The sequence below is a fragment of the Nocardia sp. CC213A genome (assembly GCF_030766805.1).
Classification (GTDB): Bacteria; Actinomycetota; Actinomycetes; order Mycobacteriales; family Mycobacteriaceae; genus Nocardia; species Nocardia otitidiscaviarum.
The window spans coordinates 440,517-456,010 of record NZ_JASFXA010000001.1 but is presented as its reverse complement, the minus strand read 5'-3'; the positions used below and the strand labels follow the sequence as shown (position 1 = coordinate 456,010).

The window sequence follows — 15,494 nt, the reverse complement described above, 5'->3', positions numbered from 1 at the left end:
CGGCCCCCTGTGCCATGGGCTCGGGGGCCGTGGGGTGGTGCGGGACCGATTCAGTTGGGTAGCAGCGTGTTCAGCGTGAGCAGGCCGATGGTGAATGCCCCGGCGAACGCTCCGCCGCCCGCGCAGATGGCAGTGGCCCAGGTGTTTCCGTTGTGCCGAGTCAAGGCGCCGCCGATGAAGCCGATCAGCACGCTGGTGAGTAGGGCGACCAGCAACCAGGGCACGAGCAGGGCGGACGGTGTGGTCATCGTGGAGTTCCTGTCGATCGAGGGGTATTCGTTCGACGGCGGAGCGTAGAGAGGTGGGGTGCAGCCGAACGTGCACGTCTGTTCTGGCTGCTCGTGGCGGTGGGACCGGCCGGAGCGTGGGGGAGTCGTAGCGGGGTTGGGGGGTATCGGCGAGAATCGTTTGCCGAGGCCGAAAGCCTCATGGGTACCGGAGCCTTTCACATTGTTGTGGTTCTGGTGTTCCTGCGACCCCTGCCCCTGTGGCGGCCAAACCTTGGCGGCAGGGGTCGCAGCGTGGTTTCTCAGTTCCCTTGTCGGAGAGCTGAAACGGCCTGGGTGAGGCCGCGTTCGGGAGAGTACGGAGATTCGTGGACGGATTGTGTGCGTGGCACACATCTGGTGTGACCTCGAGGACCAAATGCCCGAGGCGCGGCCAGGTGGCGGCCGGCAGAAGGACGGTGTCCAGGCCGACGATGCGGCTCGCGGTGGCCGCTCGGGTGAGCCGCGGGAGAGGGACGATCATGTCGCGCACGATGACACAAAGCCGGAACCGTTCTCAAGCATCTACATTCATGCAGGTCAGTTAGGTGTATGAGCTTGTGCCGGTGTAGTTCTACCACTAAACACCACCGGCACGACCCGGCTCAGGACTCCTCGGTTCTCAGGTGGGGCGTGCGGTCGCGGGCTTGCTGGCAGGCGCACACAGGGCGGTCTTGCGGCGGGGTGTACACGTGGCCCCGCACCGGCATCGATGTGTCCTGTGCCCGTTGCGATCCGGGCCGGGGCACGGCACCCAGCCCACGAGCACATCCGCGGCGTCGGGCAGTGGATGTCCGTGCGGGCACCGCGCCGGGATCGGTTCGGCCCAGCGGCCCTCGTCCAGTCCCACCAGCTGCCGCGCGGGTGTCACCCGCCCGTCGGCCACGTAGAGGTGGCGCGGCGAGGATTCGCGGTCGTGGTCGGACACACCGACCACGATATCGAACATATGTCCGATATCGTGGTCGGTGTGGTGGCTGTAGGTGATCGAGTCCGACTACTCGCGGGTGGGGTATCGGTATTCGAGGTTGTCGAGGTCCGGGACGACGGCACTACGCTCGTGCAGGCCGCCGAGGATGCGCCCGGCCGGTATCCGTTCCCGACCCCGACCGTTCACCTCGTCCCCGCGGATCCGCCCTCGCCGTGACCGGGCGGATCGCGCATGTCTGAGCTACCCGCCCGCACCCGTGTGTACCGCATCGACCGTCCGGAGCGGCGCGGGTGGGTGATGCCCCGCGGCACTGTGGTATCGTGCGCACCGATTTCGTCCATCACCTGGACGGGCTGGTGGATATCATCTCCGCCGAGCCGCCGGACGACCGCGACTGGGTCGTGGTTTGGCGGTCCGCCGACAACCACCGCTGGGAACGGGTGGCCGACCTGGACGTGGAAGCACCACCGCCACCGCGGCACAGCCGACCCACGGAATGACTGACTGGTCTGTTTTCGGTCGTGAGGGTGCGCCGAGCGTGGCAACATCCGAGTTGTGGGCTCGATCGGCAATCCCCTGGATATCGAAACGCGGACTCTGGGGTTGCGGCTCCCGGGGCACCCGGATGTCGAGTACATGGTGACGCTGGTCCGGCCGGTGGGCCGATCCGCCGATTCCTGGATGTTGGCGGAGGTCACCGTCCGCAGCGCTGGTGGACCCATCGGCGACACGGACTTCGTGCCGGTGGAGAAACTGCTCGGCGCCGCAGTCGAGAACCTTGAGCACCCGGATGCGGTGCAGCCTCCCAACGTCGCGATGCGCGAATTGGCATGGCTGCCCACGCGATGCCAGCGGGTGCTGTACCGGCGCGGGATCACCACCAACGCGGCACTGTTCGCGCTGTCGGAGTCGCAGCTGCGGGCGATCCGCCCGCACCGCCCCCCGCTGCTCCGGATCCTCGAGCTTCCCCGCGATCAACTCCAGCAGCCGCCCCGCGGGCGCGGTCAACCGCTCATCCGCCGTATCCACCGGGTCGATGAGCGCGATGAGCGCCGCCGAGTCGGTGAGCTGCTCGACGATCGCCCCCAGCAGTTCATCGAGCGTCCGCCCCGGATCCGCCGCCAACCCCTCGATCTCCGCGATGTTCTCGTCGAACGCCGCCAACGCGATACTCTCCCGCGTGGGAAAGTGCCGATACAACACCCCTGCCCCACCCCCGCGGCCCGCGCGATAGCCGACATCGGCACGTCGAACCCGCTCTCCGCGAACAGAATCCGCGCCGCCGCAACAATCGCCGCCCGATTCCCCGCCGCCGCCCCAGGCCCTTTGTTCCGCCGCCCGCCCGAACTCATCACCAGCACATTACCGGAGCCACCCGAACCATCGCTCTGGGCTGATAGGTGACCTCGACCTGGCACCTGATACGTCTCGGCCACAGCCATCGACATTGCGGAGGGCTGTCTGACGGCGGTGCGACCAAACCACGCCGTTGTACGCACCCCGGCAGTGACCCTGTGCAAGCGGCGGGGATTGGTGAACCGACTGGGGGTAACCCCGCAGGCTTGTTTCGCTGCGGGCTACTCGGAAGATCGAGTGATCTCGAGTGCAATTTGGTCGACGTCGTGCCACATCAGTCCGGGGCCGGAGGCAAGCGGGTGGGGTTCCCCGGTCATCGCCACCAGAGCCGCCGCCACTTCCTCGATTCCTGCCCGCGTGTAGGTGGTCGTGGCTCCGAGAGTGTTCTGAAATGTGTGTCCCGCGTAGGCTTTCGCCACCGAATGGCCGTAGTTCCGCTCGACCCACCGCAGGGTGGTGTGCCGGAGCCAGTGGGTTGTTATCTGATGAGTGGCCACGACAGGCACCTGCTGCCCGATGCGTTTCCACAGGACGTCGTACCGGCGTTTGGTGATCGGCATTCCATCGCGGTATCGAAGAAGTGGTTGTGCGCAGTCTTCCCGGAGGAGGCGTCCGTTGCGGGTCTTGTGCCTGTTCGGATCGAAGCACTGGATGCGCTCCGCGTGGTGGTTCTGCAGGGCGGCCATCAATGTCGGTGTCACCGGCTGCCACCGTTCGGTCCGGCCCTTTTCTCGGAGAAGGATCAGCGATTGCGTCGGATCAAGGTCGTGAATGCGCAATGCCAGTGCGCCTCCGAGTCGGCACGCTGTTTCAGTATGGAGTCTGATCAACAGGCTGTCGAGATGCGGATCGGTTCCGCCCTCGCCTGCCGCGCGGTTGATCGCCGCGAGTACATCATTCGGCAGCGCCCGGCGGTTGGACGGCAGCGGCCTGGGCCGTTCCAACCGCGCTGAGGGATCGTCGGCTCGGGAGATGTACCTGTCATCGACCGCGAACCGATACAGACAGCGGATCGCATGGTAGAAGTGCTCGCTGGAGTAGCGGCCGCCGCGGTCGTTGCGGCGGATTCGGCGCTGATGACGAGTCGATTCGATGATTGATTTGAAGTCGGTGACCGTGGGTTCGTCGAGTCGCTTGTCCGGCCAGAGCCTCTTCCAATAGTTCATATACATGTCGCGAGTGACCGTCGCCGGCATCGCGTTGTAGACGATGGTGGTGTACTCGGCGAAGGTCGGTATCCGGTGCTGACTATTCGACGCTTCGCGTAAATCGTCGAGGGTTACCCCGAGCCGATCGATCAGCAGCATGGCGGTGCCGATGTCGGAGGTGGGTGCCGGATTGGTCATCGCTGACCTCCGGTTCGGCCGTCGGTAATGCGCTGTATCACCAACTCGTCGAGCACCGAAGCAGGAAAGATGACGAGTTGGTTATGAGGACCGACTGCGGTCAGGAGTACGCGATCGCCCGGGCGAATCCTACTGACTCGGCGAATCGCGGCAGGGATGCGGATATTGCCGTCGCGGCGGATATGGATGCGTGGGTGTTCTCCGGGGGAGATGATGAGCAGCCCCGTGTGGAGGCGACAATCGAGCCTGTCCCCGGGCTTCCAATCGAGCGCCCTCAGCAGCGATCTGGTCGCAATGCGTCCGTCAGTGTCGACGTGACCGACGCCATGGAACGACGAGCGATCACGTACTTCGGGGCGGAGCGGGACGATCGATGGAACGGGCAAGCCGGACCGAGCGCGGGGCGCGATTGTCGGCTCGAGAGGTCTCGGACGGGAGGAACGGGTGTCTATGCGGGTTTCGCAGTCCGATTCTCGGGCGGATTCGCCCCAGAAATGAGATCGAACGCTACTTCAGTCACAGATACGCGTCGAGTCTGCCCTGGCTAAGACGCACTTGTCGGGAGCACCACAGTGTCAGGAGAGGGGAGCCCACGCGGTGGCCAGTTGCAGGTGTTGACCGCTGGCGGCGATGTCCGACCATTCGGCGTAGTCGCCGAACGGCAGGTTCTGCTCCGCGTCGTCGGTGATGCCCAACGCGGAGCATCCTCGTCGTTCAGGTACGCGACCGTGCGGCCGCCCGCCCGAACCGATACCGCCCATTCGCCTCGGTCGCCGCCGGGCTCGGGGACGAGCTCGACGATCGGTCGCAGCTCGTCGCCGTCGGTCAGGAAGTCCTGTGGGAACGGGCTACGAAGGGCCGGCAGAAACGGGGGCTCGATGGTGAGTTCGTATTCGCAGAATGTCCTGGCCTGGGTCCACAGCCGGTATCGATCACCGGCCTCGTGTCGCACGGTCTCGTCGACACGCTCGTGGTCGAAGTCTTCGTCGACGTTCACGCTGAAATCCGTTGCCAGACAAGCGAGCCCGGAGTCCAATCCCTGCCCGACCGGCCGGATCTTCCATTCGTCGCCATGGCGGTAGACCTCGCCGCAGAACAGGGCCGTTTCGGTGGTCGCATCGCTGGTGATGTATGCGGTGGCAACGGCTGATGCTGTCCCTTGCGCAGCCTCGGAGCGGACACAGCGATCCAACCTTTCTCTCGTGTGAACACTCCAACTGCGCAGCGATCACGTGTGTTGGTCGGGTGGGGCGAAGATAGTCCACCGGGGCGCCACGAGCCGTCGTATCTGCCTGACGTGGCTCGATTTATCACCTATCCCGTGCAACAGATCCCCTTGTCGGTGCGCTGGCTGACGATGGTGGTGGCATCTCGTTCATATTCCTTTGGTCACCACAGGAATACGGCGTGCTGTGCGCCGCCGGAATCGGCGCGATGCCTACGACGAATGTGAGGGGATTCGATGACTGTCACCGACCGCCCAGCCCGCCAAGGCCAACCCTGGACCGCCGAGGACTATGCGTTGCTGTTCGATGCGCTCGCGCGCGGCCTCGACGATGACGATATCGCCGATCTCTGCGAGCGCACGGTGACCGGTGTCCGAACGCGGGCGCGATGGCTGCTCGACAATGCGTATGCGGAGAAATCGGCGCTGGGGGCATTGGGCAGGATGGCGGCCGCGCCGGATTTCGAGTGGGAGGACTTCGTCAGGGAAACCCACCAGCGGCACAGGCTGCCGCTGTGGGGCGCGGCCGCCGATGAGGTACTGACCACGGGATGGTCCGCGGCGCGGCCGCCGACCATGGCCGAGTTGACCGAGCGGCTGGGTGCCGGTGAGTGCGATATCGCTCGCCGGTGCATCCGATTGCGGCTGGCCGAGCATTGCGGCGACGTCGTCGATCGTTTCGGTGCGGCGAGTGGGGGAGAGCTGGAGGTCGTGGCGCGGCTGGCACGGTCGGCGGTCCCGATCGGCGTCTTGACCGTCACCGACGGCGGCGGAGCGGTAGTGCATCAGTCGCTGCATCCGAGTCTGCGCGCCGTACTCGCTGCGCTACCGGGCCTGAACCTTGCCGAGGTGGTCGAACCGGCGGCGTGGACGGCTGCGCTGCGCGCTGTCGGGGAGGGGCATACTCGCGCCTTGCGTACCGGCGTGTGGGGTGAGTGGCCCGAGGACCTCGTTGCGAGCGCGGATCTGCCCGATTCGGCGCAGTCGGCGCGGAGCGGATGACGCCGGGCTGTCCTACCGCGTGATCCGGAAGACCGGGTAATCGGCGGCGATGCGCTGCCAGTCCGCGAGAGGCGCGTCGCGCCCGACCGGGATGTGCGGGCGCGCGCCCGGCGCTATCTGGACATAGCGCCGCAGGATGGGAGGTCTGTGCGCCGGTTCCACTTCCGTCAGTCGGACGTCCTCGCGGCGGCCGTGGCGCAGTACCGCCCGGCCGTGGGCCGCGGCCAGATTGCGCACCCAGTTGACGTTCGGACCGAGCATCGACACCACGTACCGTTCGCCGTCGACCTCGGTCAGGACGATCGGAAACCAGATGAGCCGTCCGCTGCGCCGTCCCACGATGCCGAGCGCGGCTACCCTGCGCGGGGCGACGCCGAGCGCGAACGCCCACGCCGATGCTCGATTCTGCACCCGGGCAAACCAATTCGGTCGACCGGTTCGGTACAGCCAACGCAGATAATCGCTGTAGCTTCGCATCACAACCTCGTACGGTGGACTCGTCGCCACGGTAGCACGGTGCGGCGCACTCGACTCCGGAGTGATCACGGACGCGGCGGGCTGCCGTCTCGTCGGACGACAACCCGGCGAACGTCCTTGAACACTTACCGTTCGTGCGCTCTGGCGATGCGCGCACCGATGATCATCGCGATGGCGATGACGAATCCGGCGACGGTGATCACCCGATTGACGTCGACGGCAGGTTGCCAGCGCAACTGCCCGTCCTGCAGCACGAACGCGCCGACCGGTTTGGCTCCGATGCCGTAGCCGCCGCCGGAGCCTTCCTGCCCCTCCTTGTCGTGGCCGCCACCGCCGCCCGCGCCGCCGGAGACCGCGGCGGCGGCGATCACCGTGATTCCGTCCCGCTCGACCGGTTCGGCGTAGACGCGTTTCACCGTGGCGTTGTCCTTCGCGGCCGCGAGGAGTTCTTCGACCTTCATGATGTTGCCTCCGTGATAGGTGTCGGGCACCTCCCAGTCTCGGCCGGTCCGGCATCCGGAACAGGGGCCGATGGACCCGTAAAGGTGCGCGAAAGACCCCAGCGTGGTTATCCGGAGCCGCGCGCGATCGAGACGATGGAAGTGAGAATCGTCCCGCCCCAGGGCTTACCGCTGAGCGTGACCCGATCTCGGGGCCGCCGAACCGGGTGGGCCGATTGGCGACCAGCTGGCCGAACGACCGCGCGGAGTCACCGGTATCGCTACTGTTCTCGCTGTGCTGGTGATCTCGGTGCAGGCCATCCTGGAGGAGGCGACCTCCGACGCCCGCTTCGACGGAGGGAATGTCCGGCAGCTGTCCAGTCTGCTGGAGGCGGAGAACCTGGCGCGGCTGCGCAGGGACTACTCGACCGTGTGCTTCCTGGCGTTCGATCCGGTCGCGGACCGGCCGGTCGCCGACTATGTACAGGGGTGCACGCTCGCCGACGACAGCGGGCCGGACATTCTGGTCATGTTCACGTGGCACCAGCCCGCGCCGATCGTGGTTCCGGTCTCGGGCAGCGTCACCGGCGGGTGGGGAGAGATCCAGCGCGGAGTGAATCCATCGTACGAGTTGCTGCGCACGCTGTTCGACGGCGGGCGACGCGTGCCGCGCCCACCGGGGCTGGTCGTGTTCGGCGACTTCGCCGAATCGACCGATGGCGTGTTTCTCCCCCTGCCCCAGGAGGACTCGGACGCGGTCCGCAGCCATCTGCGCACGGTTTTCGCCGATATCGAGGAGATGGCCCAGCACACCAAGCCGCGAAAGTTCCTGGACGCTCTCGGTGTGCACTGGACCCAGGCGGGTCTGCAGTACGAGCGCACCACCGCGCGCCCCATTCGGGAATGGCTGCTCAAGGGATTTCAGGCGGCACGGCGAAACGGTGGTGACATCGTCGGGGTGGTCGGCGGGCTCGGGGTGCTGTGATGATCCCGATCGGGTTCACGGTCGATCGCGGTGTCCGGGGGCTGGACACCCTCGCGGAGGTGCTCGCCTTTCTGATGAAAGAGGCATTGCTCGTCAGTGCGTTCGAGGCGGTGACGCCGAACGCCGCCGACAGGGTGTCGGCGCGGCGCTCGCGACACGGTGTCGTCTATTCCTTCGCCCAGGACCTCGAGCAGGCAACCGGTCTGCGGTTCACCGCTATGCGGACACCGTTCCTGCACCACGCTGTCGGCGGTTCATCCGCCGTCGAACTGAGTGGCTACCTTTCCGAGCGCCCGCACTACCCGCCGTCGGACTGGCTTCTCGACCTTTTCGTGCGCTGGGAGGCGCACACCGAGGTGCGCCGGAACTCGGGGTCGAGCCGGCAGTCCGACGGCGACAGCTATGTGTTGGAGTCGGCGCGCCTACAGCGAGCCGCGCTGCATCATGCTTGGAAGTGCGGAAGTCTCACCGCCGCAACGGACTATGTCGTCGACATGGTGGAGAGCGGCTTGTGCCGCGACGCTCGCGGGGCGGCGCGAGCGCTCACGCTGCTGCTGTGGGCGATACGTGACACCGACACTCCGGAGGAGTTGGCTCGCCGCTACTTCGACGGTCAGGTGCCGGCGACCATGAACGACTGGGCGCACTCGCCGCTCACCGAGCCCGACCAGCCCGCCCGCGTCTCCAGATCGGCGTCTGCGGCACTGACCGGCCTCATCGAGCGTCCATGGTTGCGACTGGCGGATGCGCGCGGGGCCTCCGATATCGACGCGTGGTTCATTGCCCTGACCCGGGCGGTTGGCGTCATTCAGTGCACACTGTATGTGCTGCAATGGATTTCCGATCGTATTCCGCTCGGAGCACGTGCCGTTCACGGTCAACTCACCGAACTCGACGCCGACTACGCCGTTCTCTGCGCGATGCTGCGGCTCGACGGCACAGTGGACATGTCCCGAGTCGTCGCGCACCAACGCTCGCAGGCGGAGGTGTTCCGTCGTAAGGGCGACAGCACCGGCGACCGATTCGCGCACGAGCGAATGGTGGTGCCACGGTTGCTGCTGGAGCATGACGGTGAGCTGCCGCCGTCCTGGCGGTATCCCGGATGGCGCACCGCCACACTGCTGAATCCGCCGCAGGCTGTGCTGGCACACCTGTCGCCTACACAGGCTCTCGTCGTCGACCCCCTCGATCCCGGCCGTTGGCGAGTGCTGGCACGACGATTCGAACAAGAGGGTGCGTCGTGGGCCGCGGCGATGTCGGAGCACGTCGCCACAGCCGCCGAGAACCCTCGATAGCCGGAGCGACGCGACGTGGGGCCGCTCGCCGTGACGTGGTTCCGGAATTGGCGGCGGTGTCGGGTCGAGCACGGGTCTGCGGCACAGGACTCCGTACGTATCGTCCGAGCGAGTGCTCAGAATGCGGCCTGCACCGCCGCGAGCAGGTCGTTCGCTGACTGGGTCAGAGGACCCAGCGTGTCGGGGGCGAGCGGTGGCATCGCGTCGATCGCGGCGTCGAGCGAGGTGATCGCGCTGGTGGTATCGGGGCTGACCGCGGCGAAGGCGTCCACTGGCGCGGGAGTCGGCGAATCAGTCTGGGGCACAGAGGCGTTAGCGCTGGGTGTGGGTACGTCTGTAGAAGTCGGTTCGGTGCCGGAGCCCAATGCGCCACCGATGGTTCCGCCGATAACGGCCCCGCCGACCAGGCCGACCACATCCACCGGGATGGCCACCGCCAGCCCCCCGAGCAGACAGCCCGCCAGCCCGCCCACCGCCGCGCCGACCGGGACGCCCGCACCCACGGTCGGAAGCCCGCCGATGACGCCACCGGCGATCGCGCCGACCGTCGCGCCGACTCCACACCCCACGATCTCCAAGGGAAAGACGACGACCTTGCCGACCACGGCGCCGATGACGGCACCGGCCGCGGTGGACGCGGTGCGGCGGTCGGATTCGTTGCGGGGGAAGCCGATATCGTCGTAGGCGGTGGCGATCCGCCGTTGCGCGTCGTCCACGGAGTTCTGCGCTTGTTCCCGGAGACCGGGGTCGATCCCCTCGGGCAGGGGAATCGTCTGGGAACCGATCCGCAGGTGGTTGAGATCCCGCGTCGCGGTGGGTGTCTCGGCCGCGTCGAAGCTGCCCACGACGGGTCGAGGGAGGCCGGGGTGCTGCGGTGCCGCGGTAGCGGTACCGGACCCGAATGCGAAGAGCGCGGGCACTGCGATCAAAACCGTGTAAGCGCGCGGGTCTGACATCGGCACATCCCCTCGATCGGGCGAACCACCGTCGGGCCTCTCGGGGTGGACCCGAACCTGAGACGGCCACGCCGAACGTGATCCTACTCCGAACGTGATGCCTTCCAGATTGATTCGCGATGTCGAGTCACGCCCCGCCTGCGCGACCTCGGCGGCAGTGTTACGAGTTGACGACGGTGTGCAGCACCGGGCGTTCGGTTCGGCTGCGGTGACTAGCATCTCCGGTACGCATCGATCGGAATCGGATGAGCTCTGGAGCGGGTGGGGATGGCGATGGATCCACCGCGGCTGTCGGGCACCCGCCCCTTCACCGGGTGGTTTCTCGAACATCTGCTCGCCCGGCCGCGGGGGCACGATGTGGACTCTCCGATCGTGGTCGCGGTCGGTCCGCGAGGTACCGGAAAGACGGCGCTGCTGAGCGAGATTCGGTATCGATGCCGGGAGATACCGCACGTGTATGTGGATTTCGAGCATCGAGAGGCGGAGCCGAGTGAAGTGCTCGGTGAACTGGCGTTCGGGCTGAGCCGCCGTCGGACGCAGTTCGGTCGGCTGGCTTTTCCGCGACTGTGGCTGTGCCTGTTGGTCGTCGGCAGTTCGATCCACACCGACGCCGACGATCGTCGGCGTGCTCTCGACGGGTTGCGACGAGTCGTCGCCGGGAGCCAGCCGATCGAACGTAACCACGGCACCATCACACAGCTGGTGGAATTCGCTGACGGGGTGGTAGCGGGCGGATCGGGTCTGCCGCCCTGGGTTTCGTCGGCGACCGGGTTGCTGCTGCGAGGTCTGGGATGGTTCGACCGGCGGCGGCTGCTACGGCACATCGGCCGGCTTTCCGCCGTCGAGGACGGTCCCGAGGACGCCCTGATAGATCTGGCCCGGTGGTCGCACGGCGAGGGCGAAGCCGAGCGCGGCGAGGTCGACACCATCTTCTGCGAGGCGTTCCTCGGCGACCTGCGGCACGCCTACTCCGGGTTCAACCGGAGCAGGCGGACCCTCAATTGCGTTGTTCTGCTGGACAATGCGCACACACCCACGGGCCGGAAGTTCCTGTCCGCACTGGAGCGCAGCCGGTACCGGTCGGATGCGGAGAACGATCCGATGGTGGTGTTCGCTACCAGCCGGACCTGGATGCCGCGGTGGAGCGAGGGCTGGCACCATCCGGGCAGTCAGCTGCCGCGCGGCCCACGGCATCCATCGACACAGCTGACCGGTGGGCTGAACATGCCCGCACCGCGCATGCTCACCGATATCACCGCGGACTGGCATCAGCACCGCGAATCTGCCCCCTGCCCGTGGCTGCCCTGGTACCTCGTCGATCTCGGACGATTGGCACCCGAGCAGATCGCCGATGTGGCGGCCGCCCGCGGCATGCGTCCGGACGCGACCCTCGTCGGTTTCGTGCATCGACTGACCGACGGCCATCCCGGCGGTGCCATCGATGTGCTCGGCGCCGCGTCGAATTGCGGCTACCAGGAGAGGCCGACGCGGTTGCGGCAGGTCATGACCCTGCGAGTGCCGCCCTCGACCCTGCCCGGTCATACCTCCGAGCAGCCGCCGACGGTATCGGAGAAAGCGCGCGAACATCTGCTGCGGGATTTCGACCACGCCGCCGAACGTCGCGACCTCGTCACGGCGAGCGCGGCCCACACCATCGACATGCTGTACGAACCCGAATTGCTGGACTCCGCCCGTCCGGACGCGGCCGCGCTGGTGGAGAAGTTGCGTAACCACCTGTGGATCCGGGAACAGCCCGGTGTCGGCTTTCGCGTCAATCCGTGGCTGCGTCGAATCCTGTTGTCCGAGTTGTCCGAGCGAGCAGCGGACGATCCGCGCGACTGGGTCGCCACACACTCGATCTGCCGCGACAGCCTCGCGCGGCGGGAGCGGACAGCGGAGGCGTGCTATCACGACCTGGCGTTGGCGAACGTGCCCGCCGTGGTCGCCTACCTGCGTCGGCCCTTCGACGCGCCGGGCACCGAATTCGATGTCGCGGCCGCGACGGCGTGGCTGGCGGACCTGGACCTCATCACCTCCGCGCCGAACCGGCTCGCGACCGATGTCGCGCCCATCGACCAGATCCAGCCGATTGTCGGTGAGCCGGAGGACGAATTGGGCAGCAGCCTGGGCTGGTTGACCGCCGCACTCTGGATCACGCACGATCCGCTCGGCGATCCGGATGCGACGTTGCACGCCATGATCCGCAGCGAGCTCCAGCATCTGGCGATCGGGCGGGGCAGCGGGTCCATGGTGCTGTACGAGCGTGCGGAGAGGTATCGATGAGCGGTCGAAGCGAACCGATAGCGCCACCGCGACCGCCGTGGCGCCGGTGGGCGTGGATCGTCGGTGGCACCGTGCTGGTGGTGATCGCACTGGTCGCGGCGTTCGTCGTGGTTCCGTCGGTGCGGGACGCGCTGCGTGCGTGCGGGGCGGGCGTGACCCGTACCGGCGAATCCGGTGAATGTACGGGCGTGACCGACGGCAACTACGTCTTCGCTCCGGAACTCGACGACGTGCAGCGACTGATCCACGCGGAGAACCAGGACGTCGCACGCCGGGACGAGAACTACGTCAGCGTTGCGGTCCTGCTGCCGATGACGCTGCGGCCGGGGGATGAGGTGACGATGCCCTGGGTGCGCCATCAACTGCAGGGTGCCTACCTCGCCCAGCACGCCGTGAACCATGACGTGACCGCGAGCGGCGGTAGGCCGCTCATCCGGCTGCTGCTTGCCAATCCCGGTAGTGGACTGCGGGATTGGCAGCGGGTGGTCGACGAATTGCGTCGGCGCGCGGACAGCGATCGCATTGTCGCCGTCACCGGAATCGGGCTCAGCACCGAGAATGCCCGGGAGGCGATGGAGGAGCTGTCCGAATCGCGGATGCCCGTGTTCGCCTCCACCCTCACCGCGGACGATCTGACGGGTATCGGCGGTTTCGTCCGGGTGTCGCCGACCAACTCCGCCCAGGCGCGCGCCGTCGCGGACTATCTGAAACCGCAGCACCGCACGGCCCTGCTGGTACAGGACCGAAATCCCCGCGACCACTACCCGCAGACGCTCGCCACCGCGTTCTCGGAGGGCTTCGTCGATGCCGATCATCGACTCGCCGCCCCGACGGAGTGGTATTTGTCCGACGCCGGCAGTGTGGCCAACGCGTTCTCCCTCATGCTGCCCAATATCTGCACGGCCCGACCCGACGTCTTGTATTTCGCCGGTCGCGGAGCACACGCGACCTTGCTGATCAAGGCACTGGCGGAGCGTCAGTGCACGGATTGGCCGATCACCGTGGCCACCGCCGACGATCTGTCGCAGTACGCCGCACCGGACGATGCGGTCAGCCGCACGCTGAACAGCGGTGTGCGCGTGGTCTTCACCGGGCTGGCGCACCCGCAGGCGTGGCAGGTTCGGCCGGAGGCTTTCAGCGCGGGTTCGATCGCCAAGTTCACCGACTCCTGCGATACGTGCTACCCCACGTTGTTTCCGGGGGATTCGCTCGACGACGGAGTCGCCATCATCGCCTACGACGCGGTGCAGGCGGCCGCGTGGTCGATCCGGAGCGCGGCGGGCGACACCGTCACCGACGTCGCCGCGACCGATGTGCTACAGGTCATGAACAGATTGCACGGCCGGTCCGCGATCAGCGGTGCCAGCGGTTCGATCGCCTTCGACGAGATGGGAAACCCGATAGGCAAGCCGATTCCGGTGCTCGAACTCCGATCGGATGCGGTTCCGGGGTTCGCGGGGCTGAGCTGGCCCGACAGCTGAGCCGGCCGCCGCGTTTCCGCGCGGACGGGATGGCCGCGTCGATCAGAGTCTCTTTGATATTGCGGTCTCATTGGTATTGCGCACCAGTGGAATTCGCTTGGGTAGCCGGATCTTGTAGCGGTGTATGCTGCTGAGGTTCGTCCCTTTCCACCACGCAGTGCTGTCGACGGAGTGGGAGGGATGTCCGTGCACGACGACTACGTCGTTCCGCCGAAGGGGTACGTGCCGATCAGGGCTTGGCCGCACTCGATGCGCCTGAGCGTCTGGTACGCGCTTCTCGGCGCGGTGCTGGTGGTCGTGGGCAGCCTCGCCGACAAGCCGACGGGCACGATGCTCGCAGCGGTCGGGATCATGATGGTACTGGGGTGGGTGTTTCCGCGTCGAACGACAGTGGAGAGCCGTTCGGCCCCACCGGTTCTGCACGCGCAGCGGCTACGCGACCCGCAGTTGATCGCGGTGCTGTCCGGCGTCGGACTCGGGGCCGCGGCCCTCGATAACGGGCTGCACGGCGGGGGTCCGTTCTTCGCGATCCTGGGAGTCGTGGTCATCGCGCTCACCGCGTATGTGATCGTGCAACGGCTGGTGGTGTTGCGCGCCTACACGATGACCTTCTCCCCGGTGAGCCTGACCATTACCGGCGGAACGCTGGTGCACGAATTCCCTTGGGACGACATCGAAGACGTAGAACTGGTCCCGCGCCCGTGGGCGTCGCGGGAATCATCACTGAAATTCACCTGCCGAACTGCCCGGTCCGAGCTGCACCGCAACGGGCCGATCGAACGCTCCGGCGCCTGGGGACGGCAGTTACGCCCCACTATCTGGATCATCAACACCCTGAGCTGGTCCGTCGACCCCAACGCCCTGCTCTCGACCTTCCGCTACTTCCTCGACAACCCCGACCGGCGCACGATCGACGCTGGGGAACTGGCATCGATGCTCGAATCGGACGAGCCGGAATTCGAGCTGTGGTGAGTGGATCAGTTGGCGTGCAGGACGAAGAACAAGAAGCACAGGAATCTGTTATCGAGGCTTTCGCCCAATACCTCGGGAATCAGATCGCGGGCGGCGGGCAGGGCCGGAGGTTCGCTGATAACGCTGATGTGGAACCCAGCCGTGGTGAAGGCGTCTGTCATCGCATGTAAAGGCCGGTCCCAGAAACTCAGGCGGGCGGTCTGACCGCCCATGGTCCATTCGTCGATCCGGTTGCGCGTCTGCGGCGAACAGCGGTCCTGAGCCGCAGCCGACGTCGAGGATTCGCCGCCCGGCGACGTCCCCAGCGAGTTCCAGGATCGCGGGCCGGTTGTAGTATGCGTGCAGGAGTCCGGTCTCGTTCTCGATCGTGTAACCGTCGGCGATGTTGTCGTAGCCGCTCGGCTCAATGGGAATTGGGTGGCCTTCTGGGACCGGCGTCATGTGCCCGATTCTGTCACGATCTGTAGGGCTGCGAGGTG

General features: G+C 66.7%; 16 protein-coding genes and 1 pseudogene. 8 read left to right on the top strand and 9 right to left on the bottom strand.

The features are described 5' to 3' along the window. Positions 1 to 50: 50 nt before the first annotated feature. Both QJS31_RS02115 and QJS31_RS02110 read right to left on the bottom strand, forming a co-directional pair. Complete coding sequence (locus tag QJS31_RS02115) at positions 51 to 248, bottom strand: hypothetical protein (RefSeq protein ID WP_306355811.1); 198 nt, start codon at positions 246 to 248, stop codon at positions 51 to 53. Between the two features lie 640 nt (positions 249 to 888). Continuing rightward, on the bottom strand, positions 889 to 1,194 hold the full coding sequence (locus QJS31_RS02110; RefSeq protein ID WP_306355810.1) for a hypothetical protein: 306 nt from the start codon (positions 1,192 to 1,194) through the stop codon (positions 889 to 891). On the opposite strand from QJS31_RS02110, the gene QJS31_RS02105 reads away from it, so the two are divergent. Both QJS31_RS02105 and QJS31_RS02100 read left to right on the top strand, forming a co-directional pair. Further along, complete coding sequence (locus QJS31_RS02105; protein WP_306355809.1) at positions 1,183 to 1,413, top strand: hypothetical protein; 231 nt, start codon at positions 1,183 to 1,185, stop codon at positions 1,411 to 1,413. The two genes, QJS31_RS02110 and QJS31_RS02105, sit on opposite strands and share 12 nt — an antisense overlap. A 104-nt stretch (positions 1,414 to 1,517) precedes the next feature. Next, complete coding sequence (locus QJS31_RS02100) at positions 1,518 to 1,697, top strand: hypothetical protein (protein ID WP_306355808.1); 180 nt, start codon at positions 1,518 to 1,520, stop codon at positions 1,695 to 1,697. Between the two features lie 504 nt (positions 1,698 to 2,201). On the opposite strand, the gene QJS31_RS37285 is transcribed toward QJS31_RS02100, so the two are convergent. The 3 genes and pseudogenes from QJS31_RS37285 to QJS31_RS02085 all read right to left on the bottom strand — a co-directional run. Next, positions 2,202 to 2,549: a TetR family transcriptional regulator gene (locus QJS31_RS37285; RefSeq protein ID WP_372341793.1), complete on the bottom strand. Its 348-nt coding sequence runs from the start codon at positions 2,547 to 2,549 to the stop codon at positions 2,202 to 2,204. Positions 2,550 to 2,774: 225 nt separating this feature from the next. Next, a complete protein-coding gene (locus tag QJS31_RS02090; RefSeq protein ID WP_306355806.1) occupies positions 2,775 to 3,899 on the bottom strand; it encodes a site-specific integrase in 1,125 nt (374 codons plus the stop codon). 1,060 nt (positions 3,900 to 4,959) lie between these two features. Continuing rightward, positions 4,960 to 5,091 (bottom strand): annotated as a pseudogene (locus QJS31_RS02085) (hypothetical protein); the annotation flags it as partial. Between the two features lie 270 nt (positions 5,092 to 5,361). Here QJS31_RS02085 and QJS31_RS02080 point away from each other — a divergent pair. Then, entirely contained in the window at positions 5,362 to 6,126 is a 765-nt protein-coding gene (locus tag QJS31_RS02080; RefSeq protein ID WP_306355805.1) for a hypothetical protein, read from the top strand. Between the two features lie 12 nt (positions 6,127 to 6,138). Here QJS31_RS02080 and QJS31_RS02075 read toward each other — a convergent pair whose 3' ends face one another. Next, positions 6,139 to 6,537 (bottom strand): nitroreductase/quinone reductase family protein, encoded by a 399-nt coding sequence (locus tag QJS31_RS02075; RefSeq protein WP_306355804.1) that lies wholly within the window; start codon positions 6,535 to 6,537, stop codon positions 6,139 to 6,141. 191 nt (positions 6,538 to 6,728) lie between these two features. Next, complete coding sequence (locus QJS31_RS02070) at positions 6,729 to 7,064, bottom strand: spore germination protein GerW family protein (RefSeq protein ID WP_306355803.1); 336 nt, start codon at positions 7,062 to 7,064, stop codon at positions 6,729 to 6,731. 274 nt (positions 7,065 to 7,338) lie between these two features. Here QJS31_RS02070 and QJS31_RS02065 point away from each other — a divergent pair, with 274 nt between their 5' ends. Further along, positions 7,339 to 8,028, top strand: a complete 690-nt coding sequence (locus QJS31_RS02065; RefSeq protein WP_306355802.1) for a hypothetical protein — start codon at positions 7,339 to 7,341, stop codon at positions 8,026 to 8,028. After that, positions 8,028 to 9,323, top strand: a complete 1,296-nt coding sequence (locus tag QJS31_RS02060) for a hypothetical protein (RefSeq protein WP_306355801.1) — start codon at positions 8,028 to 8,030, stop codon at positions 9,321 to 9,323. Before QJS31_RS02065 ends, QJS31_RS02060 begins: the two co-directional genes overlap by 1 nt. A gap of 116 nt (positions 9,324 to 9,439) precedes the next feature. Here QJS31_RS02060 and QJS31_RS02055 read toward each other — a convergent pair whose 3' ends face one another. Beyond that, positions 9,440 to 10,168, bottom strand: coding sequence for a hypothetical protein (locus QJS31_RS02055; protein WP_282780503.1), 729 nt, complete (start codon positions 10,166 to 10,168; stop codon positions 9,440 to 9,442). A gap of 384 nt (positions 10,169 to 10,552) precedes the next feature. Between QJS31_RS02055 and QJS31_RS02050 the strand changes: the two genes are divergently transcribed. From QJS31_RS02050 to QJS31_RS02040, 3 genes are all read left to right on the top strand, one after another. Next, the gene (locus tag QJS31_RS02050) at positions 10,553 to 12,562 is read left to right on the top strand and encodes a hypothetical protein (protein ID WP_282780505.1); all 2,010 of its coding nucleotides are present in this window, start codon (positions 10,553 to 10,555) and stop codon (positions 12,560 to 12,562) included. After that, positions 12,559 to 14,043: an ABC transporter substrate-binding protein gene (locus tag QJS31_RS02045; protein ID WP_306355800.1), complete on the top strand. Its 1,485-nt coding sequence runs from the start codon at positions 12,559 to 12,561 to the stop codon at positions 14,041 to 14,043. The genes QJS31_RS02050 and QJS31_RS02045 overlap by 4 nt, the downstream gene beginning before the upstream one ends. Before the next feature lie 180 nt (positions 14,044 to 14,223). Then, a complete protein-coding gene (locus QJS31_RS02040; RefSeq protein ID WP_282780508.1) occupies positions 14,224 to 15,015 on the top strand; it encodes a hypothetical protein in 792 nt (263 codons plus the stop codon). A 5-nt stretch (positions 15,016 to 15,020) separates the two neighbouring features. On the opposite strand, the gene QJS31_RS02035 is transcribed toward QJS31_RS02040, so the two are convergent. Further along, positions 15,021 to 15,227, bottom strand: coding sequence for a hypothetical protein (locus tag QJS31_RS02035; RefSeq protein WP_282780510.1), 207 nt, complete (start codon positions 15,225 to 15,227; stop codon positions 15,021 to 15,023). Positions 15,228 to 15,494 lie beyond the last annotated feature (267 nt).